The organism is Arenibacter echinorum, from assembly GCF_003259375.1.
In the GTDB taxonomy this organism is placed as follows: domain Bacteria; phylum Bacteroidota; class Bacteroidia; order Flavobacteriales; family Flavobacteriaceae; genus Arenibacter; species Arenibacter echinorum.
On the sequence record NZ_QLLN01000002.1, the window covers coordinates 612276 to 636738 of the forward strand.

General features: G+C 37.6%; 21 protein-coding genes. 8 read left to right on the plus strand and 13 right to left on the minus strand.

The genetic code is table 11. The features are described 5' to 3' along the window. The 9 genes from LV92_RS06355 to LV92_RS06395 all read right to left on the minus strand — a co-directional run bounded on the left by LV92_RS06355 (nt 1) and on the right by LV92_RS06395 (nt 9392). Entirely contained in the window at nt 1-735 is a 735-nt protein-coding gene (locus LV92_RS06355; protein WP_111622795.1) for a phosphocholine cytidylyltransferase family protein, read from the minus strand. Nucleotides 736-743: 8 nt separating this feature from the next. After that, nucleotides 744-1616, minus strand: a complete 873-nt coding sequence (gene rfbD, locus LV92_RS06360; protein ID WP_111622796.1) for a dTDP-4-dehydrorhamnose reductase — start codon at nt 1614-1616, stop codon at nt 744-746. Then, complete coding sequence (gene rfbC, locus LV92_RS06365; protein WP_111622797.1) at nt 1616-2161, minus strand: dTDP-4-dehydrorhamnose 3,5-epimerase; 546 nt, start codon at nt 2159-2161, stop codon at nt 1616-1618. Before rfbC ends, rfbD begins: the two co-directional genes overlap by 1 nt. Then, nucleotides 2161-3027 (minus strand): glucose-1-phosphate thymidylyltransferase RfbA, encoded by an 867-nt coding sequence (rfbA, locus tag LV92_RS06370; RefSeq protein WP_111622798.1) that lies wholly within the window; start codon nt 3025-3027, stop codon nt 2161-2163. The genes rfbC and rfbA overlap by 1 nt, the downstream gene beginning before the upstream one ends. Nucleotides 3028-3064: 37 nt before the next feature. Next, complete coding sequence (gene rfbB / locus LV92_RS06375) at nt 3065-4108, minus strand: dTDP-glucose 4,6-dehydratase (protein ID WP_111622799.1); 1044 nt, start codon at nt 4106-4108, stop codon at nt 3065-3067. 3 nt (nt 4109-4111) lie between these two features. Next, nucleotides 4112-5170 (minus strand): hypothetical protein, encoded by a 1059-nt coding sequence (locus tag LV92_RS06380; RefSeq protein ID WP_111622800.1) that lies wholly within the window; start codon nt 5168-5170, stop codon nt 4112-4114. A 3-nt stretch (nt 5171-5173) separates the two neighbouring features. After that, nucleotides 5174-6859 (minus strand): DUF6909 family protein, encoded by a 1686-nt coding sequence (locus LV92_RS06385; protein WP_111622801.1) that lies wholly within the window; start codon nt 6857-6859, stop codon nt 5174-5176. A gap of 148 nt (nt 6860-7007) precedes the next feature. Then, nucleotides 7008-8516 carry a GH3 auxin-responsive promoter family protein gene (locus LV92_RS06390; RefSeq protein ID WP_111622802.1) on the minus strand — a complete coding sequence of 503 codons (1509 nt, stop codon included), beginning with the start codon at nt 8514-8516 and terminating at the stop codon, nt 7008-7010. A 6-nt stretch (nt 8517-8522) separates the two neighbouring features. Beyond that, nucleotides 8523-9392, minus strand: a complete 870-nt coding sequence (locus LV92_RS06395) for a M23 family metallopeptidase (RefSeq protein WP_111622803.1) — start codon at nt 9390-9392, stop codon at nt 8523-8525. 197 nt (nt 9393-9589) lie between these two features. Between LV92_RS06395 and LV92_RS06405 the strand changes: the two genes are divergently transcribed. From LV92_RS06405 to LV92_RS22115, 3 genes are all read left to right on the plus strand, one after another. Then, entirely contained in the window at nt 9590-9775 is a 186-nt protein-coding gene (locus LV92_RS06405) for a Sec-independent protein translocase subunit TatA/TatB (protein ID WP_103439154.1), read from the plus strand. 584 nt (nt 9776-10359) lie between these two features. Next, on the plus strand, nt 10360-13017 hold the full coding sequence (locus LV92_RS06410) for an OmpA family protein (RefSeq protein WP_170126294.1): 2658 nt from the start codon (nt 10360-10362) through the stop codon (nt 13015-13017). Between the two features lie 563 nt (nt 13018-13580). After that, nucleotides 13581-13751: a DUF6747 family protein gene (locus LV92_RS22115; RefSeq protein WP_316933036.1), complete on the plus strand. Its 171-nt coding sequence runs from the start codon at nt 13581-13583 to the stop codon at nt 13749-13751. Nucleotides 13752-13982: 231 nt separating this feature from the next. On the opposite strand, the gene LV92_RS06415 is transcribed toward LV92_RS22115, so the two are convergent. From LV92_RS06415 to LV92_RS06425, 3 genes are all read right to left on the minus strand, one after another. Continuing rightward, nucleotides 13983-14975: a DUF4837 family protein gene (locus LV92_RS06415; RefSeq protein ID WP_111622806.1), complete on the minus strand. Its 993-nt coding sequence runs from the start codon at nt 14973-14975 to the stop codon at nt 13983-13985. Between the two features lie 12 nt (nt 14976-14987). Then, nucleotides 14988-16625, minus strand: a complete 1638-nt coding sequence (locus tag LV92_RS06420; RefSeq protein ID WP_245946281.1) for a lytic transglycosylase domain-containing protein — start codon at nt 16623-16625, stop codon at nt 14988-14990. 115 nt (nt 16626-16740) lie between these two features. Continuing rightward, nucleotides 16741-17931, minus strand: a complete 1191-nt coding sequence (locus LV92_RS06425) for a phosphoglycerate kinase (RefSeq protein WP_111622807.1) — start codon at nt 17929-17931, stop codon at nt 16741-16743. Between the two features lie 231 nt (nt 17932-18162). Here LV92_RS06425 and LV92_RS06430 point away from each other — a divergent pair, with 231 nt between their 5' ends. The 3 genes from LV92_RS06430 (at nt 18163) to LV92_RS06440 (ending at nt 20929) form a co-directional block, all read left to right on the plus strand. Further along, nucleotides 18163-19314: a DNA polymerase III subunit gene (locus LV92_RS06430; RefSeq protein ID WP_111622808.1), complete on the plus strand. Its 1152-nt coding sequence runs from the start codon at nt 18163-18165 to the stop codon at nt 19312-19314. 29 nt (nt 19315-19343) lie between these two features. Further along, complete coding sequence (locus LV92_RS06435) at nt 19344-19742, plus strand: DoxX family protein (protein WP_111622809.1); 399 nt, start codon at nt 19344-19346, stop codon at nt 19740-19742. 407 nt (nt 19743-20149) lie between these two features. After that, on the plus strand, nt 20150-20929 hold the full coding sequence (locus tag LV92_RS06440) for a patatin-like phospholipase family protein (protein WP_111622810.1): 780 nt from the start codon (nt 20150-20152) through the stop codon (nt 20927-20929). A gap of 53 nt (nt 20930-20982) precedes the next feature. Here the strand turns inward: LV92_RS06440 and LV92_RS06445 are convergent, their stop codons facing one another. Next, entirely contained in the window at nt 20983-22032 is a 1050-nt protein-coding gene (locus tag LV92_RS06445; RefSeq protein WP_111622986.1) for a ferredoxin--NADP reductase, read from the minus strand. 128 nt (nt 22033-22160) lie between these two features. On the opposite strand from LV92_RS06445, the gene LV92_RS06450 reads away from it, so the two are divergent. After that, nucleotides 22161-23633: a DUF5687 family protein gene (locus tag LV92_RS06450; protein WP_111622811.1), complete on the plus strand. Its 1473-nt coding sequence runs from the start codon at nt 22161-22163 to the stop codon at nt 23631-23633. 12 nt (nt 23634-23645) lie between these two features. Next, nucleotides 23646-24341, plus strand: coding sequence for an ABC transporter ATP-binding protein (locus LV92_RS06455; protein WP_111622812.1), 696 nt, complete (start codon nt 23646-23648; stop codon nt 24339-24341). The last annotated feature ends 122 nt before the right edge of the window (nt 24342-24463 follow it).

Here is a 24463-nt window from a genome sequence, read left to right on the forward strand (position 1 = left end):
CTAATTAAATATTTCTTCAGCTTTCCTTAAATCGTCATGGTTATCTATCTCCATCCATTTTTTACCTGTCATATCCAAGTATTTCAAATTTGAACTTTCATCTTTGGATAACAAATCTATAGCAACCTCAGTCCAACTATTCAGCTCCCCAGAATTAATAATATCAGATGCAATTTGAAATATTTTATCCCTGTTCCTGCTATCAAAGGCATAAATATCTATTGAAACAAATGTATACTCATTATCTTCCAAGGTTTTTGACATGCCTATTATTCTATTGCTATCATTAGCCTTTATTTTCATTGACTCTTCATTAAAGATTCCTTTGTCAATAGCAATATAGTTTCCGGAGGATTTAACTATTTCTTCCACAATTGCTTTATCATAAAAACAATCCGCATTAATTATAACCAGATCATTTTTTTCATTTATTGCTGAAAGGGCCAGATATAAAGAATACATATTATTGGTTGTATTGTAGTCCTTATTTTCTATAAACTCGATATTTGTTTTTAGTTCCAGACTATTTACGAAATCTTTTAAGATTTGGCTTTTATATCCAGAAGCAATTTTTATATTGGTTGTTACAGAATCAATTGCATCTATTTGTTTAAGAAGTCTTTCAATAATTGCTTCCCCATTAACTTTCACCATAGTTTTGGGTACATCATCTGTTAAAGGTCTCAATCTGGAACCCACTCCAGCTGCAAGAATTACTATATCTTTTACCATCATAATATATATTAAATTTTATTTAAAGATAGCATTAAGCTATATCTCCAATCACGAATATTAAGCTTTAGCATTTGTTTTGTTTTTGTTTTGTCCAATGTACTATATGCCGGCCTTTTCGCTGGTGTTGGATAATCTTTGGAAGAAATTGGGTTTACTTTTATCTTTACTTCTTTGATCTCAAAAATGGTTTTTGCAAAATCGTACCAACTAATATTACCTTCATTAGTATAATGGTATAGACCGTAGTGGGTTGCTCTTGCGCTTATGATTTGTAGTATATCTTTTGCTAAATCTCCAGCATATGTGGGAGAACCAATCTGGTCATTTACCACATTAAGTTCATCTCTTTCCGCACTAAGACGCAACATTGTTTTTACAAAATTGTGTCCGTATTCAGAATATACCCATGATGTGCGGATGATAAAATATTGTTTTAAGATATTCTGCACGTATTGTTCTCCTTTTAATTTGGATGCACCATATACATTTATAGGGTTTGGTAAATCTTCCTCATTATATGGTGTTGTTTTGGTACCATCGAACACAAAATCAGTAGAGATGTGTATCAAGATCGTATTGGTAGTTTTGCAGGCTTCTGCCAAAAACCGCACGGCTTCGGCATTCACTAGAAATGCGTTTTCCTGATCCGTTTCTGCCTTGTCCACTGAAGTATAAGCCGCGCAATTAATGCAATAATCAAACTTTTCATTTGAGAATAAACTGCTAATTTGTTCCTTTTCGGTAAGGTCTAGTTGTTGAGAGGTTTTGAAATTGAAGTCATAATATAAATATTTCTTGGCGATATCCTGAAAACATGTTCCCAATTGTCCATTGGCTCCAAGAATTAATATTTTAAGTCTTTTATTGTTCGATTCAACCATTATAATTGGGCATGTTCTAAAGTGGGGAGTTCCAAATCCTTTTGAGACACCTTAATTTCATTAATAGGTAATTTCCAATCTATATTCAGTTCAGGATCATTATAGATAATTCCTCCTTCCGAAGCTTTGTTATAAAAATTATCACATTTATAAAAGAATTCAGCAGTATCACTTAGAACCGAAAAACCATGTCCAAAGCCTCTAGGCACAAAAAGTTGTTTCTTGTTTTCAGCTGATAATTCTATCGCTATATGCTGTCCAAATGTTGAAGAATCTTGCCTAAGGTCTACAGCAATATCCAACACCCTACCACTTAGGACACGCACTAATTTAGCTTGAGCAAATTCGCCTGTCTGATAATGTATGGCCCTTACCACACCTTTGGATGAGAATGACTGATTATCTTGTACAAAATTTATTTTTTGTCCAACTGATGCATTAAATGTATTGGCATTAAAACTTTCAAAAAAATATCCTCGATCGTCCTTAAATACTATTGGTTCTAAAACAAAACAGCCTTTTAACTTGGTTTCTGTTGTTTTCATTAATCTTTATTCAATATTCCCAATAAATTTTTTCCGTAGCCACTTTTCATAAGGGGTTCTGCCAGTGATTTAAACTGGTCCTTAGAGATATAGCCCATTTCATAGGCCGCACCCTCTATCGCCCCTATTTTAAGTCCCTGTCGCTCTTCTATGACCTCTACAAATTGTGACGCTTGCATTAAGGAGGCGAAGGTACCTGTATCTAACCATGCGGTTCCCCTGTCCAAAATGCTTACATTTAATTTGTTGCGTTTTAGATATTCTTTGTTAACGTCAGTGATTTCAATTTCACCTCTATGGCTAGGAGCAATATTTTTTGCAATTTCTACAACATCATTATCATAAAAATAAATCCCAGGAACTGCATAATTAGATTTGGGTTCAATGGGTTTTTCTTCAATACTTATAGCTTTTCCCTCCTTATTAAATTCAACTACTCCATAACGTTCTGGATCGTGGACACGATAGGCATAGATAATTCCACCTTCAGGATCGTTATTGGCCTGAAGTAATTTTGCCAAACCGGAGCCGTAGAAAATATTGTCACCCAATATTAAGGCTACTTTATCTTTTCCAATAAATTTCTCCCCAATTATAAAGGCTTCTGCCAAGCCATTTGGTTCAGCTTGAACTGCATATTCAAAGCTACAGCCAAATTTTTTACCATCCCCTAATAGTTCCTTAAATAAGGGAAGATCTTTTGGTGTTGAAATAATCAAAATTTCCCTTATGCCTGCATACATTAAAGTAGACAGTGGATAGTAGATCATAGGTTTATCATAGATGGGCATCAGTTGTTTACTTACCGACAAGGTGAGAGGGTGTAAACGAGTTCCAGAACCTCCTGCGAGAATTATTCCTTTCATATTAGTGACCAATTTTATCCCATTACGCTGAGAGTTCTTAATTGTATTGTTTTTCGTAATATTTCTGATAGTCACCTGACGTAACGTGATCTAGCCAATCCTGATTGGCCAAATACCAGTCTATTGTTTTTGCCAAACCTTCTTCAAAAGTAACGGATGGTTCCCAACCTAATTCCGTATTAATTTTAGTGGCATCTATGGCATAACGTAGGTCGTGCCCAGGCCTATCCTTTACATATGTGATAAGTTTTTCGCTTTCACCTGCTGACCTTCCCAGTTTTTTATCCATTTGCTTACATAGCAATTTCACCAAATCGATATTCTTCCATTCGTTAAAACCTCCAATATTATACGTATTGGTATTTTTTCCTTTATGAAATATTAGGTCTATAGCTCTGGCATGGTCTTCCACATATAGCCAATCTCTTGTATAATTGCCATCGCCATATACCGGCAATAGTTTATTTTGAATAATATTATTGATAAATAAAGGAATTAACTTCTCAGGAAAATGGTTAGGGCCATAGTTGTTGGAACAATTGCTAACAACATAGGGCAAGCCATAAGTTTCTCCATAGGCCCTGACAAAATGATCAGAACTGGCCTTTGAGGCCGAATAGGGAGAATTAGGGTCATAAGCAGTGGTTTCGGTAAACAATCCTGTTTTACCTAAAGATCCGTAAACTTCATCTGTGCTTACGTGATAAAAACGCTTCCCATCAAAATTATCCTTCCAAATAGACTTGAAGGAATTTAAAAGATTTACAGTACCAATTACATTGGTCTTGACAAAAGCCAAGGGGTCTGTTATGGATCTATCTACATGGGATTCAGCTGCCAAATGGATTATTCCATCAAAGCTGTACTTGAAAAAAAGAGAATCAATAAAAACAGCGTCAGTAATATCACCTTTAATAAATGTATAATTGGGAAAAGATTCTATATCTTTTAAATTCTCTAAATTCCCAGCATAGGTAAGAGCATCCAAATTAATTATCTTATAATTTGGATAAGTGGTAACCAATCTTCTAACCACATGAGAACCAATAAATCCAGCCCCCCCTGTAACCAATATTTTCATGTTCTATTCCTTTTTATATTTCTTTAGAAAAGTGTTTAAATCCAAAAGACTTAAAAAGACCAATAGCACTCCAATAAATCCTATTGGGATCCAAAATTTATAACTGTTAAATATTCCTTTAACTTCCACCCCTCTTCTAGGGAAGGCAGAGATTACATTTAGTATGCTTGATTTGTTGGCCCTTTCTTCATTGAGCAAAACCAAGTTTTCCTTTAATATATCCACCTGGTTAATCAAGGCTAATTCTTTGTTTTCCTGACCACCGTTTTCACCCAAACTAATATTGGTACCCTGCAGTGGTTTATCCGCTTCCTTTTCCATTACGCGTTTGTACAAATGCTGTAAGGAATCCACTTCCATTAATTGTTTTTTGTATAGGCTGTCCTGTAAGCTTATGTTTTGGTCACTTATACTTTGTTGCAACTGAAAATACTCGTTTCGGGAAATCGATTTGATAATTGAAGGCTGTATAGATTTGGCCACAGTGCTATTTGTTGCCGTAACCGATATCGTATGGAAACGGGCGTCCATTGAATTGAAGTTTTTCAAATAATTTTCCATATCTATGGCCTTTTTGGTGGTGGAATCCAAACTGCGTACAAACTTATCGAACAATTGCACCTTTTGGTTTTCATCCGAATAGGATTCCACTACAAACTTTTTCAGTTTTGATGCTTCTGGAACACTAATATCCAAGGCTTCTGCCAAGGCGGTGGAGTCTTCCGCCTCCGCCAATTCATTGTAAAAATTTACGTTGTTGTACAATTGTTGAACACTGTTGAAATTGGGTTCAACTACCATGGTGGAAAGAAATTTGGGTTCTTTTACCATATCCAAGTAAATACCTAAAGCCAAGCCTACAACAGCTGCAATCACAAATTTTATAAAATGTTTTTGTAAAAAAAGCATGAATAGGATAATCGTATGGAAAATACCTTTGAAAATATTACCTATGAAGCGGAATAATTTATTGAAACCGTTTCCAATTAATTGAAACAGTTGCCCCAAATCTACTTCCTCGGAAGAGGATGAGCTACTATTTGTCGGTTGTTGATTAGCCATAAACTAGGAATTAAATATTTGCGTTAGTATTTTATCGGTTATTAAATAGGTGGGCTTAACCCCTGTGGTGCCCAAACCACCAGAAGCTAAAGTACTGCCAGTTTCCAAAGGATTGTCAGAGGCATAATAGGCATAACGCACTTTAACATCGTCCCTTATACTTTTTCTTATTTTGGAAGCCGATTGTATAGCCTTCTGATAATGAACCCCCTCCATTTCCAACCCAATTACGTTCCATGTAGATTCATGGAAGAATTTTAGGATGTCCCGATTCTGTAAAGAGGTTCCCAATACGGTTACCATAGCTCCTTGTAGAACCTTAAGTCCGTTACCTTCAAAATCCTCCTTTTTCAATTCGTTGATAAAAGGGTAATTATCGGCTGTCCCTTCAAAAATATGGGCATCGGGAATCATTATATCTCCTTTTCCTCCTTCCAGAATACCTGCTTTTCCCATTATGGTTATGGACGCCACATTTAAAAATACCTCTTGGTTTTTTTTAACCCTATAAGGTTTTAACAATTCATCAATGGTTTCATAAGCCTGCTCTCCAAAGGCGTAATCCATGACAAAGATAACAGGTTTTTCATTTTCTGGACAGTTTGTTGGCAATTGGTAACAACATGCACCTTTCCCCAATTTGGCCATGTCAAAAATTTGTACATCTATATTGGTGCCGGAAACATCATCTATGGGAATCATCCCGTTCTTCATCGCTTGGGCAATTACCTTTTCCCTTAAACTGGAATTTTTGTGGATGCTCAAAGCTTCATATATCTCCAATTTTGTCTTTCCTGCCAAGGTTTTGGACAATGCCTTTTTGGCGAACAATGAATTCATTACGCTGTGCATGTTGGCACTTATTATATGGATGGGACGGTTCATAAGCCCATTTTCCTGTAATGTTTCCTTAATCCTATTAGCCCAACGCTCCCCATGAATGTGATGCCCTAAGCGCTCCCGTAACATGGGACTAAAGGTAATAGCTCTTTTGTTCCCTGTGGTTTCTTCCTCAATGGCCAGTTTGCCCAACCAATAGATAATCTTTAAAAAACGTTCCGGATCCGAAGCGGTCGATAGTTTTTTGTGAATCGCCATTACCTCTATGAACGGTCTTCCCAAAATATTGGCCATATGGATTAAGGCGACTTCCCTTTCCCTTTGGCTCAGTTCCTCTTTGTTAGCAGCCTGTTCCAATTTTACCCAATCCCTTATAGTTTTGTCCGTGTCTTCTATAAGGACCTTTTTGCTAAGTTTCTCGGATTCGATGAACAAAAAGGTAAGATGGGTTAGTATATCGTAAATATCCGATCTGCCACGGGTAATCTCAATGTTCATCTGTTCATCATCGATCCTGTAACAGTTTCTCCGTCTTTTGGGTGGAATAATAGGCTTGAATTGGGAACCGGCATAGCCTTCATCCGAGGTGAGGTTTATAAACCGGCATTGTTCTATGCCTTCCGGCAATCTTTCCAAAACATACAACAGCCCATTAAGTTCTGCTTTTTCCTCAGCAATGGAACCGTATATTTCTGGGCGTAGTTGTAAAAGAGATTGTCTTAAGGTTGCTCCGGAAACACCTGACGGCTTGTAAAATCCACGGTTGAAAAGATGCCGCATTGTTATGTACAAGCGTTCAATGGCATTGGTGGAATCTTGTGCCCTAGTAGTGTTAACGGATTTACTCATAAGCAGATTTCGTGCAAAACTACAATTTATATTGTTTATTTTATTTCCGGTGGAGCTTTTCTCAGATTTCTTCCTAACGCTAAAATTATAAATTTAGACTTTTAGGTAATCAATAATTGCAAATATTAAAAAATAATGGCTGGTTTTATTATAAGTTCTTTATTTTAGACCAGCTTCTTAATCCATCGGCTACTTTTCGGTCATTGGATAAGCGCTGCACTTTATTCTGACCTCCCAACTTTCCAATAGACTTCATATATTCTTGAAACCCATCTTTTTTTATTTCGGTAATTTTTAAAGATTGGAGAATTTTGCCCTCAATTAAATCAAAATAATAAGTGTTTTGCTGCTGTAAGGACTCATCCAAGATTGTAATGAATTGATTAATGTCTGATGGTGGGCGTTCAAATTCTATCAGCCATTCGTGATATGGAAGTTCATTTTCATCCGGATTAATTTGGGGGGCTACTGTAAATTCGTTTATGCTGGCATCTGTTCCCTCTATAGCCTGTTTCATTGCTACTTCCACTTCCTTGCCAATAACATGTTCCCCAAAGGCGGAGATAAAATGTTTAATTCTTCCGGAAACGATTATTTTAAATGGCTTCAATGAAATAAACTGAACGGTATCTCCGAGATTGTAAGCCCATAATCCGGCATTAGTAGATATGATCATAACATAGTTCACTCCCAGTTCAACATCGTTGAGGGTAATACGTTTGGGGTTTTCAACAAAGAATTCATCGGCCTTGACAAACTCATAGAAGATTCCGGAATTCAATAACAAAAGCATCCCATTTTCTTTTTGGGAATTTTGGTAGGCGAAAAATCCTTCACTGGCGGGGAATAGTTCTATACTGTCTACGCGTCGCCCGATGAGGTTCTCAAATTTTGCACGATAGGGCTCGTAGTTAACCCCTCCATAAATGAATAGTTGAAAATTATTGAAGAGATCTCCTATTTTTTTGTCCGTTTTTTTGTTCAGCTTTTCAAAATACATTTGAACCCAAGAAGGTATGCCAGCAATGACGGTCATGTTCTCGTTCACGGTTTCCTCTACAATTTTGTTCACCTTGGTGTCCCAGTCTTCCAAACAATTGATTTCCCAGCTTGGCAATCGGTTTTTTTGGAGATAATTGGGAACATAGTGGGCAGATATTCCCGATAATCTACCAATCTTAATCCCGTTTTTTTCTTTCATTTCCGGACTTCCTTGTAGAAAAATCATTTTTCCATCCACAAAATCTGCATTTCCCGTTTCATGAATATAATTTAAAATAGCGTTTCGCGAAGCCTCTACTTGGCACTTAATAGATTCGTGGGTAATGGGGATGTATTTAACCCCGGATGTGGTCCCGGAAGTTTTTGCAAAATAGGCAGGTTTACCCGGCCATAATACATCTCTCTGACCAGCTACCACTTTCTCTACATATCCCTTTAATTCTTCATAGTCCCTTATGGGAACGTTGTTAACGAAGTCGGAATGCGATTTTAACTGTGAAAAATTGTGATCCTTGCCAAAGTCGGTATTTTTGGCATTGGATATGAGCGATTGAAATACCTCCTCCTGGGTCTCAATGGGATTATTTACCCATTTGGCAGTTTTCTTCACGATATTCTTGGCAAATATTTTTGCTGCAAATGATTTTAAACTCATTTAGAACTATTTAAAATCTATAAAATTTAGTGGGTCTATCGGGCTACCGTTGCTCCAGAGCTCAAAGTGAAGGTGTGGTCCTGTGGTCAACTCCCCTGTATTTCCTACTGAGGCAATTACTTCTCCTGATCTTACCACATCGCCCTGCCCTTTGTTTAAGGATCCATTGTGCTTGTAAACGCTTAATAGTCCGTCCATATGCTCCAAGATAATTACATAACCTGTTTCTGCTGTCCATTCAGCAAAAATTACGGTGCCGTTGGCTACTGCTTTGATGGGACTGTCCATGGGAGCAACCACATCTACTGCAAAATGCTTGTTTTCGGTATTAAATTCTTGGGATATGGTTCCGGATAATGGAGAAAAAAGTACCTGGCCTGGATTATTAATGTTTCTTTCGAACAAATTGTATTTATCCTCCAAAGCTACCTGCGCCCGCAACAAGGAATCTTCCTTGATAGGCGTTAAATCTATGGTGGAAGGATCCAGTTTGTATTGGTCAAATAGGGAGTCCCTATTAATTTCATTATTTTCAACATCACCTCGCAGCACTTTTCTGATGTTTTCTAAATACCTATTGGTATAATTTAGTGTGGCGACCAAAGAATCTGTTCTATAGGTCAGTTCTGTGGCCTGTCGCTTTAATTTTGTGGAAGAGTAGCCTGGAATATATTCCCGCAATGGTGTAAATGCTATTAATAAAATGGTGAATCCTATTAATCCTATTATAAACAGGGAACCGGTTACAAATACATTCATTCGGCTCAGTTTAAATGAAATTTTTTCCTCAAAGGTACTTTCATTCAAAATCACCAGACGGTACTTATGCAAGAGCTTCTGCTTAATTTCCTTTCTTTTCTTTACCTTTTTGGCCATAATGAACAAAGATAAGGTTAGTATTTAACTTTAATTCCTTTATACGGAATTTGATTTTCCACAATGTTTTCAATGCAAAAGTATCTATTAGGAAAATATATTCTAATTTAGAATAATTAAAATATATTATAGACGTTAAAATTAACAGCATTCTAACATCTTTTTTAGTACCTTTGTTGTACTTAAATTATTATACCATGATAACTTTAAACACATTCTTAGTCATTGGGCCAATGCAAATCGCCTTGGTTGTGGCCATCGTACTACTTTTATTTGGAGGAAAGAAAATTCCGGAATTAATGCGTGGATTGGGAAGCGGCATTAAAGAATTTAAGGATGCGTCCAAGGAAGACGATAAATTAGAGGAGAAAAAGGAAAAATAGATTATATTTCAAATATTTTCAAGGGACATCTACCATTTGGTAGGTGTTTTTTTGTTTATACATATGACTAAATTGACTAATCCTTTTAAAGTAATGTAGCCGTAAAAATCTGGTTATATAATAATTTAAGACTCGATTTTTTATAAGATATTGATAGCTTACCTTGAAAAGGTCATTCCTTTTCCTTTCTTCATAAAATCGCAAAATACCAATCGGAATTTTAATTTGGGTTGTACTGCCCAGCTATCTTGGGATTGCTAGATTATCAAATTTATAGTATTCAACAATGGTTTAAAATTTCAAAAAAAGGGAATTAATTCGAAATTTTCTTCTGTTTATTCCTGCTTTAATATGTAGTGGCTTTGCTCATTAAATGCTAAATAAATCCCTGTAAATGGCTATTACACCATTGAAAACAGTGGATTCACAACAAATAATTTTTTCACGGCACTAACCGTTCTAGTTTTAGCGTTGGTAATAAAATATAAGGTATTTGTATTTCGCCAGGGAAGTTAATTATGAATTTTACATATGCCATTATGTTTTTGGAATATCGTACCCCCAAGATTTTTAAAAGAATAAACATGAAACAACTTCTAACAGCCTGCTTGCTTTTTCTTGCTCTTATTTGCAGTGCCCAAGGAATAAGGAAAAACGTCTCTACATATTCGCATGCGCAATATTCGGAAATAGATATAAACACCAATAAACGATATAATTCAACCTCGGATTCCAACGGAAGGGTCACCCCTGAAGGGTTTAGAAAGAAGGCTGCGGCAAATCGAATTAAAAGCAGGACATTTAAAAATCTTAATGGAGTGGATGAAGGCTTTTATATTGTTTCTGGAGTATTCTCCGATTTGGGTAATGCTCAAAATCTGGCACAGAAACTAAAGGTCAAGGGTTTTGCAGCAGGATATATTAGTAATTCCAGTAATGGTCTCAACTACGTCTATTTGAGTAGGTACGATACTTTGGATAGTGCCATAGCGGCTTGTAAGTCTAAGTTGGATGGCACTTATACCGATCCATTTTGGTTAATGAATGTGGATAATGGTGGAAAATCCAAGAAATTAGAGATAAACGGGAATGGCACTGTTTCAAATTTGCCTTTACCTAATACTGCCTTGGACAAGACCCCAGGTCAAGAGGTAAAGGATTATCCCAAAGGGATTAAAACTCTGGATCAAGATGAAAAACTCGAGCCGAAAACCAATAATACTGCTCCAAAAGAGGAATTATCCATAGAAGAGGTTACTTATGATATGCTGAGTCCCATTGAGGAAGTTGATATTGTAAATATGAAGGATAAGGAAGCTAATTCAAAGAATAAAATAAATGCCAATTCGGCGAGGTTAATTAAAAAAGCGGATGAATACTTTAACAAAATGTGGTATGCAGAGGCGGCCGAATTATATGAAGAGGCCATAAAAAAGGATGCCAACAATTATTCCCTGGAAATTCTTCAAAAAGCGGGAGACGCACACTATTACAATACGAATATGGCGAAGGCCTATTATTACTACAATATCATATTTGAAAGATATGAAGACGAGGTATCTCCCGATCAAATTTTTAAATATGCACATACCTTAAAAGGTACCGGTAAATATTCCAAATCCAAGAGAATGATGCGGCTTTACGACAAGCAGGTGGAGAAAGGTAATGTGGGTTCTAAATTGGATTTTAATGCGAGCCAAAAGGAAGCTGTCTTGGACAATATCCTAAATATGGAACTTAAATTTGGACTTAAGAACTTGGCCATAAATACCAAGTATTCAGAGTTTTCACCTATGTTCTATAACGATGACGAGATTGTTTTTGCCTCCGCCAAGGACTCCTCTATCTTTAATACCAGAAGGTATAAATGGAACAATCAACCTTATTTGGACCTATATGTCTCTAAGGTAAATAAGGAATCCCAAGACCTCAAGGAGGCAATTAGGTTTTCGAAGAAAATTAATTCTAAATATCATGAGGCATCTGTGACTTTTACTCCAGACAATGCTACCATGTATTTTACACGAAACAATTATGGTAAAAAATTGAAAAGGGATAAAAATGGGGTTAATCATTTAAAAATATATGTTTCCAAGAAGGTTGATGGAGAATGGACAGAAGCCGAAGAAGTGCCCTTTAACAGCGATGATTATTCTACCGGGCATCCGGCATTAAGTCCGGATGGGAAAAAACTGTATTTTGTTTCGGATATGCCGGGAACCATAGGGGATACCGATATTTTTGTGGTAGATGTTTTGGATAATGGAAGTTATTCGGAGCCCAAAAATTTAGGTCCAGGTATAAATACGGAACAGAAGGAAATGTTTCCTTTTATAAATGATAAGAAGTTATACTTTGCTTCCAATGGCCATGTTGGACTTGGAGGACTGGATGTATATGAAGTGGCTTATGACGAGGAAGGTTTTAAAGAGGTAACCAATATGGGTCAGCCCATCAACAGTAATAAGGATGATTTTTCTTATATCGTTAATGAAGAAAACCAAAAAGGATATTTTGCCTCCAACAGGCGTGGTGGTAAAGGAGACGACGATATTTATTCTTTTGAAAGACTGGTACTTGAAGAAGTGGTTAAAAATGCCATTTCGGGTGTGGTTACCGAGTTGATTACCGGCGATTTAATGCCTAAGGCCTTGGTCACCCTCTTGGATGAGAATAACATTAAATTAAAGGAAATGGTTACGGAAGATGACGGTTCATTTGTCTTTGAAGATTTGGATTCCAATACCAAATACACCATTAAAGCAACTAGGAGCGAATTTTTTGAAAATATAGTTACTGCCGAAACAAAGAAAAATGAGGTGGTAAATGTGGATATTACTATGAAAAAGTTAAAGGAACTCATAGTCATTGAAGACGGGATTAAAAAGCTAAAGACCGATATGATTTTCTTCGATTTTGATAAATCCTATATAAGAAAGGATGCATCGTTGGAACTTGATAAATTGGTGGAGGTGATGACCGAGTATAAGGATATGGTAATAAAGATTGAATCCCATACAGATTCCCGAGGTCCTGATGTCTACAATAAATACCTATCGGACAAAAGAGCCAAGTCAACAAGGGCCTATCTTATTTCCAAAGGAATTTCGGCAGACCGCATTGAAAGTGCCATTGGCTACGGGGAGGAGCGTTTGATCAATGAATGTGGAAATGGTGTTCGTTGTAGCAGGGAGAAACATGAACTAAATAGGCGTTCAGAATTTATAATAGTAAAGATGTAATTTTAAGATATACATATAATCAATAGAGTTATAGCCGCCTTTCTTTTATGGAAAGGCGGTTTTATTTTGCTTGCAACTCAACAAATATACTGCTGAGTATTATTATTATTGAGCTATCCAAATTTTCGAACATAAGTAAAGTTCTCCATCTGGTGGATTTCTTTTGGTTTTGGAGGAGGATCTATTAATATTGATATCCTTGCAAATTTGAACTGATTATCACCCTAAGAAATATATTACTGTATTTAGTTGTATTACTTTGGTTATAAGGTGGTACTTGACGGGTAGTCGCAGTTCTATTTAACCCGAGTTCGATACATTTTTAATTGTTAATAAGTTGTTCAGGCTAATGCAGGCCATAGGAGATAGAAACGATTACTTGATAAATTGATAATCAGTTATTTGAATTTCATTTCAGTTCCAACTCACCTTAATTAAAGGTCAAACCCATTTTCACAACGTTTAAGGGTCTATTTACAACAAAAAAGTCCGATGAAATACCTAATCATAAGATTTTGAGTTATATAAGTCTAATAACCAACCATATAACCAAACCAAATATTATGAAAAACGTTCTATTAGTAAGAGAAATTTATTTAGAGGCATTTAGAAACTTGGGACACGCTTTTGTTAAATCTTTTTTTAAGGTGATGAGCTGGTTTTGTTTTGCTAGTTTCTTAATTGTGCTCTATGCTTTTGTATTCAGAATTACTACAGGCTTCGCCTTCGATTAAAACCATACTAACCAACCAAACCAGAAAACGCCCGTGAGGGCGTTTTTTTGTTGCCAACAATTCTGTGTAATCCTTACTCTAGGTTTGGACAGATTAGCTAAAGGAGGTTCAAAGCTATTTTGATGCGTTTTACGTGCATTTGTATTATTATCCAAGACAAAAGGTCAAGCCAAAAAAATAAGGCCCTTTTAAGGGCCCCCTATACAGTATATTTAATTTATACAGATGTAATTATTTTTTGTCCGAGAATTTCACGGTTTTTAAAATGGCTTCAAGCTGGAACATATCGTCCCTTTTTTCAGTAGCTGGAGCAAAAACAAAGCCTTCAATAACCACTTTCCTATTGTTTTTGTCGTCGTTGATGATATAGGTCAGAAACGGTCCGGCCATGGGATATCCGCTTATCTCCCATATTCCTCGAACTTCGACCGCCTTTCTATCGGCAATTTCCACGGGAAAAACATAAGGAGCAAAGGCTTTTTCAGTCATCATATAGGTTGTTTTGCCAGGTACATCCGGGCCTGGAATATATTGCTTTCCTATAGAATCTCTCATGGCCACAATATCCTTGACAAAAGTGGAGTCGTTTTTAAAATAATCATTGGGAATATCATATGCTATAATATTCATACTCCCTTTTTGAATCTGTCTGTCGATCCAAATAAAATTGTTTTCCTTCTTGCCTACTTTATAAATAGAGGGTAGGGATAGGGTTATGCCCAACTTGTCGTTCAATACCGTTTCCTTGCTAAGCGATTTTAAGAAACGCTTTTGTGACTCTTCAATTTCAACCTCCTTAAATGCTTTGACAATCTCATCGGCTTTGGCATCCAAATTTGAAATAATTTCTTCATCTGTTCTTCCCTTGATGACGCCTACTTTTTGGGGAGTGGCATACAAATCGGTTTTAATGTGGGCAAGGCTCAACGTATCCTTGGCAATAAAAAGAATCGAACGGGTTTGTATAATAGTGCCAGAGAAGACTTTTGGGGGCATTTGATTTATAGTGAACAGAGGCTCCTCCCAAGAAAGGCCCAGAACAGGTGCTGCAAAATGCTGTCTTACCCGGTCCCCAACTTTTCCTTCCCAAAGCTCATTGTCCATTACTACCGCCAACGAATTTATAGCACCTATGGATTCTGGCAGATATTTCTTTTTCTCTTTTTCTTCACAAGAGACAATAATCAAAGAAAGTAATAATACTAATGCGCCAATTTTTTTCATATAGTTATTTATTTACGAAGAACAATCGCACAATTTTAACTTTGTGCCCGGTTTTATGTCATTACCACTAATACCGTTCCATTTTCGTAAATTATCTATACTAATTCCAGGATATTTTTTGGAAATGGTCCAAAGGGAGTCCCCACTTTTTACCGTATGCACCTTGGTACCCGCCGCAACTACTGAATTTGTTGAACTTTTACTGGTATTTACCGAGCTTATTGATGCGGGAATTTTTCTTGGGTAAATAGTTAATCTTTGTCCTATTCTAAGGTTATTGCTTCGAAGACCGTTCCAATTTTTAATTTGACTAACACCTACACCGTACCTCTCTGCAATCTTTCCCAAGAAATCGCCACTGCGAACCTTGTATGTTATTTGATCTTTAGACTGTACTATTTGTGGTAAGGGCTCTTCCTTGGATTCTAGTTGATTCTCTACATGGGCATAGATGGCCTCCTCATTGGCTACAAATTTTCCCAATGCATCTACTGGGAGCCGCAGGGCATAATTCTTGTCCTTGACATAGGGTATTACCTTTAATTTGTAAGCCGGATTCAAAAAAATTAATTCTTCTTCGCTAACATCTACCAATTCCGAAATTTGATTAAAAGTAATAGTGCTCTTTACATGTATGGTATCGGTCTCAAAATATGGACGATCAGTAACCTGCCTAGTAAACCCATGTTCTTCCGCATATTCAAAAATATACATTGTAGCCAAAAATGCCGGTACATATCCCGCAGTTTCCCGGGGCAGGTTTCTTCTTATATTCCAGTAATTTTTGTAACCCCCGGATCTTCTTATAGCCTTGTTTACGTTACCTGGCCCCGAATTATATGCCGCTAAGGCCAAATCCCAATCATTAAAAATATCGTGCAGCTTTTTAAGGTACAAACTTGCCGCTTTGGTAGAATTAATGGGATCGCTGCGTTCATCCACATAACTGCTTACATCCAAATCGTACATTTTTCCGGTACCGTACATAAATTGCCACAATCCTGTGGCGCCTACCCTTGAGCGGGCCCTCGGATTTAGTGCGGACTCAACAATGGCCAAATATTTAAGCTCCAAGGGTACATTTTGATTGTCCAACTCCTGTTCGAACAAGGGAAAATAAAACTGGCTTATAGTCAACATCCTGCTCATCATATCCCTTTTACGGGTAAGAAAGTATCGTATGACGTTTTCCAAAGAGGGATTGTAAACAATGTTAAAGGGGGTTTTTTGATTTAAGATCTTTAACCTGGCCTTTAAGGTGTCCGTGTCTACATTAAAATGATATACAGAATCTATTTCCAGAGCTGTAATGTCCTGATAAATGGAATCGAATAAAGAGGAACTGTCGTACAACTCTTTCATCCAAAGGCTATCGAATTTTGCAGTTTCTGGGCGGTCCTTTAAAGCATACTTTTTTTGCCCTTTCACCAAAAGCAACGGATTGTCCTGAATATCATCCTTGGCTTCCATTGTTTCCATCTGCTCCACACCTTCCATATCCATGGCCGTAGTATCAGCTGGAATTTCTTGTGCCTTTATGACATTAAGGCCTTGCCTCGCTGTGGGTATTGAATCTAATTCCTGTGCTACGCCTGTAACAAAGAAACCCATAGACAAGACTCCCAATACTATATATCTGGATGTATTCATAAGGTTTGTTTTTTTAAGCGGGGCAGACTAAAATCGTGATTTTTTTCTAAACTTTAAAATTTAATTTTTAAAAGCAGATGAAAAAACAGATAACCCATATTAAATAACGTCGTATTTATGCCAATATTGCTGCTATTCCAGGTAGGGTCTTGCCTTCAAGGCTTTCCAACATAGCACCTCCACCAGTAGAAACATAGCTTACCTTGTTTTCAAAACCAAACTGTTTGACTGCGGCAACAGAATCTCCACCGCCCACTAGCGAAAAGGCGCCTTTTTTGGTTGCTTCATCAATATAATTGCCAATGGCAATGGTACCCTTGGCAAAGCTTTCCATTTCAAAAACCCCTATAGGACCATTCCATAAAATGGTTTTCGATTTTAAGATTACTTCCTTAAATATTTCCAAGGTTTTGGGCCCTGCGTCCAAACCTTGCCAACCATCTGGAATCTCGTTGGAATTTACAATCTTGGTGTTAGCGTTATTACTAAAGTCGTCCGCAGCCAAAACATCTACAGGAATATGCACTTCTACTCCTTTTTTCTTGGCCTGCTCAAGAATTTCCAAGGCTAATTCCATTTTATCGTCCTCACAGATAGAATCTCCAACCTTTCCCCCTTTGGCTTTAACAAAGGTATAGGTCATTCCACCACCAATAATAAGATGGTCTACTTTATCCAAAATGTTTTCGATGATCGTAATTTTTGAAGACACCTTTGCTCCTCCCAAAATAGCGGTCACTGGCTTTTCCCCTGTTCTCATTACTTTTTCTATGGCCTCAATTTCTTTGGCCAACAAGAACCCAAAACATTTCTTTTCTGGAAAAAATTGGGCAACTATGGTAGTAGAGGCATGGGCTCTATGTGCAGTTCCAAAGGCATCATTTACATAAATATCACCTAGTTTGGATAATTGCTCAGCGAAGTTTTTATCTCCTTTTTCCTCTTCGGAATGAAACCTTAGGTTTTCCAACAAAAGAACTTCACCGCTCTTTAATTCGGCCACAGCTTTTTCAGCTATTGGGCCAATGCTCTCTGTTGAGAATTTTACCGTTACACCAAGTACTTCGGATACCTTGTGGCAGATGTGTTTTAGGGATAAATCTGGATTTACTTTTCCATCGGGCCTTCCTAAATGGCTCATTAGTACGGCACTTCCGCCATCTTCCAATACTTTTATGATTGTAGGCTTTGCAGCTTCAATTCTATTGTCGTCGGTTACATTAAAATCCGCGTCCAAGGGAACATTAAAATCTACCCTTATTAATGCTTTTTTACCTTTAAAATTAAAATCGTTGATGGTTTTCATTTGCCACTTATTTTTAGAGAGTGACAAATGTAAAGATTTATAGGTAGTGTTTAAAGAGACAATTCCATTTATTTGCATGGCTTATGGCCTAATGTTGATTTTAAAAATCTAAATAGTTGGATGTCAGGTGTAATTCGAAGTGGTTTTTTGAAAAGTAATGGCGTTTATTCCAATAATTTCCAAAGACCCTCTAGCCGTTAATTTTCGGATAAAAACCGCTATATTTGGGCCATGTTATTCAAGGATATTTTAGGACTTTCCCATATAAAGAATCATCTGGTGTCCAGTGCCGATGCAGGTCGTATACCTCATGCCCAATTATTCGTTGGGCCAGAGGGCTGTGGCACCTTGCCAATGGCATTGTGTTATGTGCAGTACTTGCTTTGTGGCAACAGTGAGGGCGAGAATAACAACGGCAATAGCGCCTGTAACACCAAATTTAACTCCTTGGCACATCCGGATGTGCATTTTGCCTTTCCGGTATCCAATTCGGATAAGGTAAAAAGTCATGCTGTTAGTGATCATTATTTGGAGGAATGGCGCCAATTTATAAAGGAACAGCCCTATGGAAATCTTTTTGATTGGTATAAATTAATAGGGATTGAGAATAAACAGGGACAGATTGGGGTGGACGAGGCTCAAGATGTGGTGAAGAAACTTTCATTAAAATCATACGAAGGCGGATATAAGGCCCTGATTATTTGGATGGCCGAAAAAATGAATACCTCTACCGCCAACAAACTTCTGAAATTGATTGAGGAACCACCGGACAAAACGGTATTGATCTTAATTGCGGAAGATGAGGAACAAATAATTCAGACGATACGATCTAGGTGCCAAATACTGCATTTTCCCAGGCTGGCGGAAGAAGCAATTTCACAAGCCCTTATAGAAAGGGGGGTTTCCAAGGAGGATGCCCATAGAATATCCCATGAAGCCAATGGCAATTTTAATAAGGCCCTCGATTTCATGAACAACGATTCCGAGGATTTGGTATTTGAGAAGTGGTTTGTGCAATGGGTCAGAAGCGCCTTTAAGGCCAAGGGCAACAAGGCTGCGATCCACGATCTTATTTCTTGGAGCGAAGTGGTGGCAAAGACAGGTAGGGAAACCCAGAAAAAGTTCTTGAATTATTGCATGTCCGTAATGAGACAGGCCCTTTTGATCAATTACAATACCCGTGAATTGGCATTTATGAGGATTCATGTAGAGGGATTTCAATTGGAAAAGTTTGCGCCATTTATACATGAAAATAATATTGTTCCCATTGTGAAGGAATTGGAGGACGCCATTTATCATATTGAAAGAAATGGTAATTCCAAACTAATATTGATGGATTTATCTATAAAATTAACACGATTGTTACACAAAAAGGCCGCGTAAAGGAATTGTATAATCTTAAAGTCAATAACATGGACAACGTATTAACCTATCCCACAGAATTACTCCTTCTTCTTTTTCTAGTCATTACCTTTCTCCAAAGTGCATTGGATAAAATCTTGGACTGGAAGGGCAATTTATCATGGTTAAAAGGACATTTTTCCAAAACGCCTTTTAAGAATATGGTTCCCTTATTATTGGGTACTGTAATGGTAACCGAAATGGTGGCAGGGACCCTATGTACCATAGGTTTTTATTTTCTAATGGTTGAAGGGGATGGTTCTATTGCCTTGGTAGGTGCTATTCTTGCATGTCTAGCCTTGTTGATGTTGCTATTTGGTCAGCGTATGGCCAAGGATTACGATGGGGCAAGGACCATAGCCATTTATTTTATGCCGGCTATATTCTTGGTGTTTTTATTACAGTCCTAAAAATTGTCTGCCTTGTGGTTTCTTGTCTTGCCTATGCCAAGAAAAAATGCGCTTCTATGCCAAAAAACTAGGCTTATTTTATTTCTTTTGGGCTACAGGGTCCTTTCAATTCCGGAAAAGTAAATAATCTTAAGGATTGTGCAGAACGTACTGTGCGGTCGGTTTTTTACACCTAAACTTTGAGGTGTTGAAATTAAAAATCCGATTTATGGAATCAATGGGTCGATTAAAAGTGGAAATATGTCAAAATCGGCTGGGCCAGAGCCAGCTTACCAACCAGCTAGTTTGTAGATAGCTATTTATTTCTGATTGATTTTTTTAAAGTTAGACCCGATATAGGTAATTTTGGCCTATGGTTTGTCAATTATATTCCTGCTGCAAAACAGTTATGATCAACAAGGTCTGAAATGGATTTATCGGAAATAAAATCAAAATCGGTTGGATTGGTATTGTCCGGAGGGGGCGTAAAGGGAATGGCGCATATAGGGATGATCCAAGCCCTTAACGAATTTGGCATTAGTACCCGGGCCGTTTCCGGCACCAGTGTAGGAGCTTTGGTAGGGGCATTGTATGCCAACGGAAGTTCTGTTGTAGAAATGCTCCAGTTCTTTAAAGAAACGCCCCTCTTCCGCTATCATTTTATGACGATTTTAAAGCCAGGCCTTTTGGATACAGAAAGGTATTTTGATCTTTTGGCGAGATATCTTCCAGGAAATACTTTTGAGTCTTTGCAGCGAAAGCTTTATGTAGTGGCTACTGACTTGCAAAAGGGGGATGAAAAAATATTTTCTGAAGGGGAGTTAATTAAACCCTTGTTGGCTTCTGCGGCATTACCGCCTGTCTTTAGTCCAGTGGCTATTAATGGACGCTTATATGCCGATGGAGGTATAATGAACAATTTCCCCTATGATGAAGTTGCCGCTTCATCAGATTTTGTTATTGGGAGTAATGTTTCCGGTATCAAGGAAATTCCCAAAGAAGGAATAAAATCGTCCTTGCAGTTGGCCAATAGGACTACCTCTTTAATGATTTATGCCATTAACAGGAACAAAGTAAATAAATGTGACCTATTATTCGAACCAAAAGCCTTGGAACTCGTTGGGATATTGGACAAAAAAGGTATTGAAAAAGCCTATACCATTGGTTACGAACATGCCGCAAGGGTGATGGAGCAGAAATTTAGGTAGTCTTAGACGTCTATTTAGTGCCGACTTGGAAAAAAGCAAACAACCCTTAGTATTTACACATCGTCATAATCTACTGTAAGAGTAGGGGTTGTGGGGTGCGCCTGACATGTCAGGATCAATCCTTCGGCTATTTCACCATCCGTTAAAATTTGGTTTTTTACCATGTCGGCCTTTCCTTCCTTGATTCGGGCAATGCAACTGCTGCATACTCCACCTTGGCAGGAATAGGGCGCATCTATATTCTCTTTTAAAACGGCATCCAATACCAAGGTACCTTTATCCATGGATATGGAAAATTCCTCATCGTCCACAATAACGGTAAGTTGGGTTTTGCCTTCCAATTTTTCAGGAAGCTCATCCTTGATCTCCGTTGAGGTAAACAATTCAAAATGAATCTTATCCTCAGAAATGCCCTTGTCTTTTAGGTTTTCGGTCACCAACTGTATCATTGCCTCTGGCCCACACAGATAGTAATCGCTGAATTCCAGGTTTTTATGTTTGTTTTTGAGGACATAGTTTATTGTTGAGGCCTCTATACGCCCAAATATGGATTCATCCTCCTGGGTTTGACTCAAAATGAAATAGATATGAAACCTATTGGTATATTCCAGCTGTAGCTTCACCAAATCGGTGTAGAACATGGTTTCCTTATAGGATTTATTCCCATATACCAACACAAAATTATTTTTGGAATTGGATTCCAAAACGGTTTTGGCAATACTCATGATCGGAGTAATACCACTACCTGCGGCAAAGGCCACTATGTTTTTTGAATTCGGAGAGGGTTTAAAAATAAATCGGCCTTCCGGCGGCATTACTTCCAATACATCCCCTACCTTGAGTTTGTTATGTGCGAAATCTGAAAATCCCCCCTTGTCCACTTTCTTGACACCGATGGTTATACCCTCACACTTAGGAGAGGAACTAATAGAATAGGCCCTGCGCAATTCCTTGCCCTTTATTTCCTTTTTAATAGTGATGTATTGACCTGCGGTAAAGGCAAAGGTCTGTATCAGTTCTTTAGGAATTGCAAAAGTTATTGCAACTGAGTTCGGGGTAAGCGCTTTAATTTTTTGAACGGTAAGCGAATGAAAGTGGGCCATATTAAATCTTTGGTACAAAATTAAGCAAAGCATGGAGGATTTAAAACGGGAAATTAAAAAAATACTAGCGGTTTGTAACAAATACCCTAATTTAGGCACTAATCTATCAGGTTCAACTATCCAAAAGAATGCTAAAGCACTTTCTTACGCTTGAATGGAAATCCTTTTTTAGATCCGCCTCTTTTAAGGCCAATCTTGCCATAAAGATTTTTATGGTTTTTGGGGCTCTCTATTTTATGGCCGTATTCCTGGGCCTAGGAATAGGTGCTTTTTATATCATAGAAAGGCAAGGTTGGGGAGATCCCCTTTTGGTAGTCAATAGGTTCATGATTTATTATTTGGTGGGGGATCTGTACATTAGGTATATGCTGCAGAAAATGCCGATTACCAATATTAAGCCCTTACTCTACCTTCCTATCAACAAAAGTAAGATAGTGGCGTATTCCTTGGGGAAAACGGTAGTTTCATTTTTTAATTGGTCACATGCTTTTTTCTTTGTGCCCTTTTCTGTTGTACTATTGGTTGAGGGTTACTCCCCCGTGGGAGTCGTTGGTTGGCATTTGGCAATCATGGCGCTGTTTTTATGCAATAATTTTATAAACGTACTGGTCAATAATAAAGACAATGTTTTTTACATGCTGCTGGGCATTTTTTCGCTCCTGGGAGTTTGTCAGTATTATGAACTGTTTAATATAACGGACTACACCTCGCCATTTTTTAACACACTCTATGACCTACCTTGGATGGCCTTTTTAACTTGGGGATTGCTGATAGCATTGGCAACTTCTGCCTTTACCTATTTTAAAAGGCATATGTATCTGGATGCCGGACTGGCAGGAAAGAAATCTATGGCCAAAACGGAGGACTATGCCTGGTTGAACCGTTTTGGTAATTTGGGCACCTTTTTAAAGAACGATATTAAATTGATCAGGAGGAACAAGAGATCAAAAACCGCTGTAATAATGAGTTTTTTCTTTATTTTTTATGGCCTGTTCTTTTTTACTGGTGCTGTTGAGGCTTACGACGGACCTGTATGGAGAATATTTGCAGGGATTTTTATTTCCGGGGGATTCTTATTCAGTTTTGGTCAGTTTGTGCCTAGTTGGGACAGTTCTTATTATCCCTTAATGATGAGTCAGAATATCAGGTACAGGGAATATTTAACTTCCAAATGGTATTTGATAATCATAGCCACCCTAGCAACTACTATTCTGGCCTCCTTCTATATCTACTTTGGATGGGATGCTTATATAGCGGTGATTGTTGGGGCAATATACAATATTGGTGTCAATTCCTATCTCGTGCTATGGGGCGGTGCCTATATTAAAACACCCATTGATCTAACATCCAATAAAAAGGCTTTTGGAGACAAACAGGCCTTTAATACAAAAACCTTGTTACTGACATTGCCAAAGTTAATTTTTCCCTTGGGTGTTTATGCCCTAGGGCATTATTTAATTAGTCCAACCGCGGGCTATATTTTTGTAGGGATGGCGGGCGTTATTGGTTTTGGTTTTAGAAATAAGGTTTTTGCCATGATCGAGGCCATCTACAAGAAGGAAAAGTATAAGACGCTTGCAGCCTACAAACAAAAAGCATAAAAACATATATCTATGATTTCAGTTCAAAATTTAACTAAAAAGTATGGCGAATCCATAGTTCTGAATATTGAAAATTTGGAAATACCGAAAGGTCAAAGTTTTGGTCTGGTGGGCAATAATGGAGCCGGAAAGACTACTTTGTTCAGTTTAATGCTCGATTTAATTCAGCCTACTACAGGACATATCGTTAATAACGGGGTGCAAGTAGATACCAGTGAGGCATGGAAGCCATTTACGTCGGCATTTATTGATGAAACTTTTTTAATAGGATACCTAACTCCGGAGGAGTACTTCTATTTCATAGGGGAACTGAGGGGCCGTAATAAGGCCGATGTAGATAGTCTTTTGGCTGGCTTCGAAGATTTTTTTCACGATGAAATTTTGGGTCAGAAAAAATACTTGAGGGACTTGTCTAAAGGAAATCAGAAGAAGGCCGGTATTGTTGCCTCTTTTATTGGTGATCCAGAGGTAATTATATTGGACGAACCTTTTGCCAACTTGGATCCAACCACCCAAATAAAGCTAAAAGGGATTATCAAGGATTTGGCGGCTAGTAAGGAAGTTACCGTTTTGGTTTCCAGTCATGATCTTATCCATGTTACTGAGGTTTGTGAGCGGATCGTAGTGCTCAACAAGGGAGAGCTGGTAAGGGATATCCAGACCTCTAAGGAAACCCTTAAGGAGTTGGAAGTGTTTTTTGGAGGATAAATTGTCCTAGAGCCAATAATGGCGTTATCAATCAATCTTATTTTCGCTATTTCCCTTCAATAAGGTTTTCCGCCGGTTTTTAGTTTGGTAACCCGAAGTTGCGTTTTTACCAAGAATTTTGT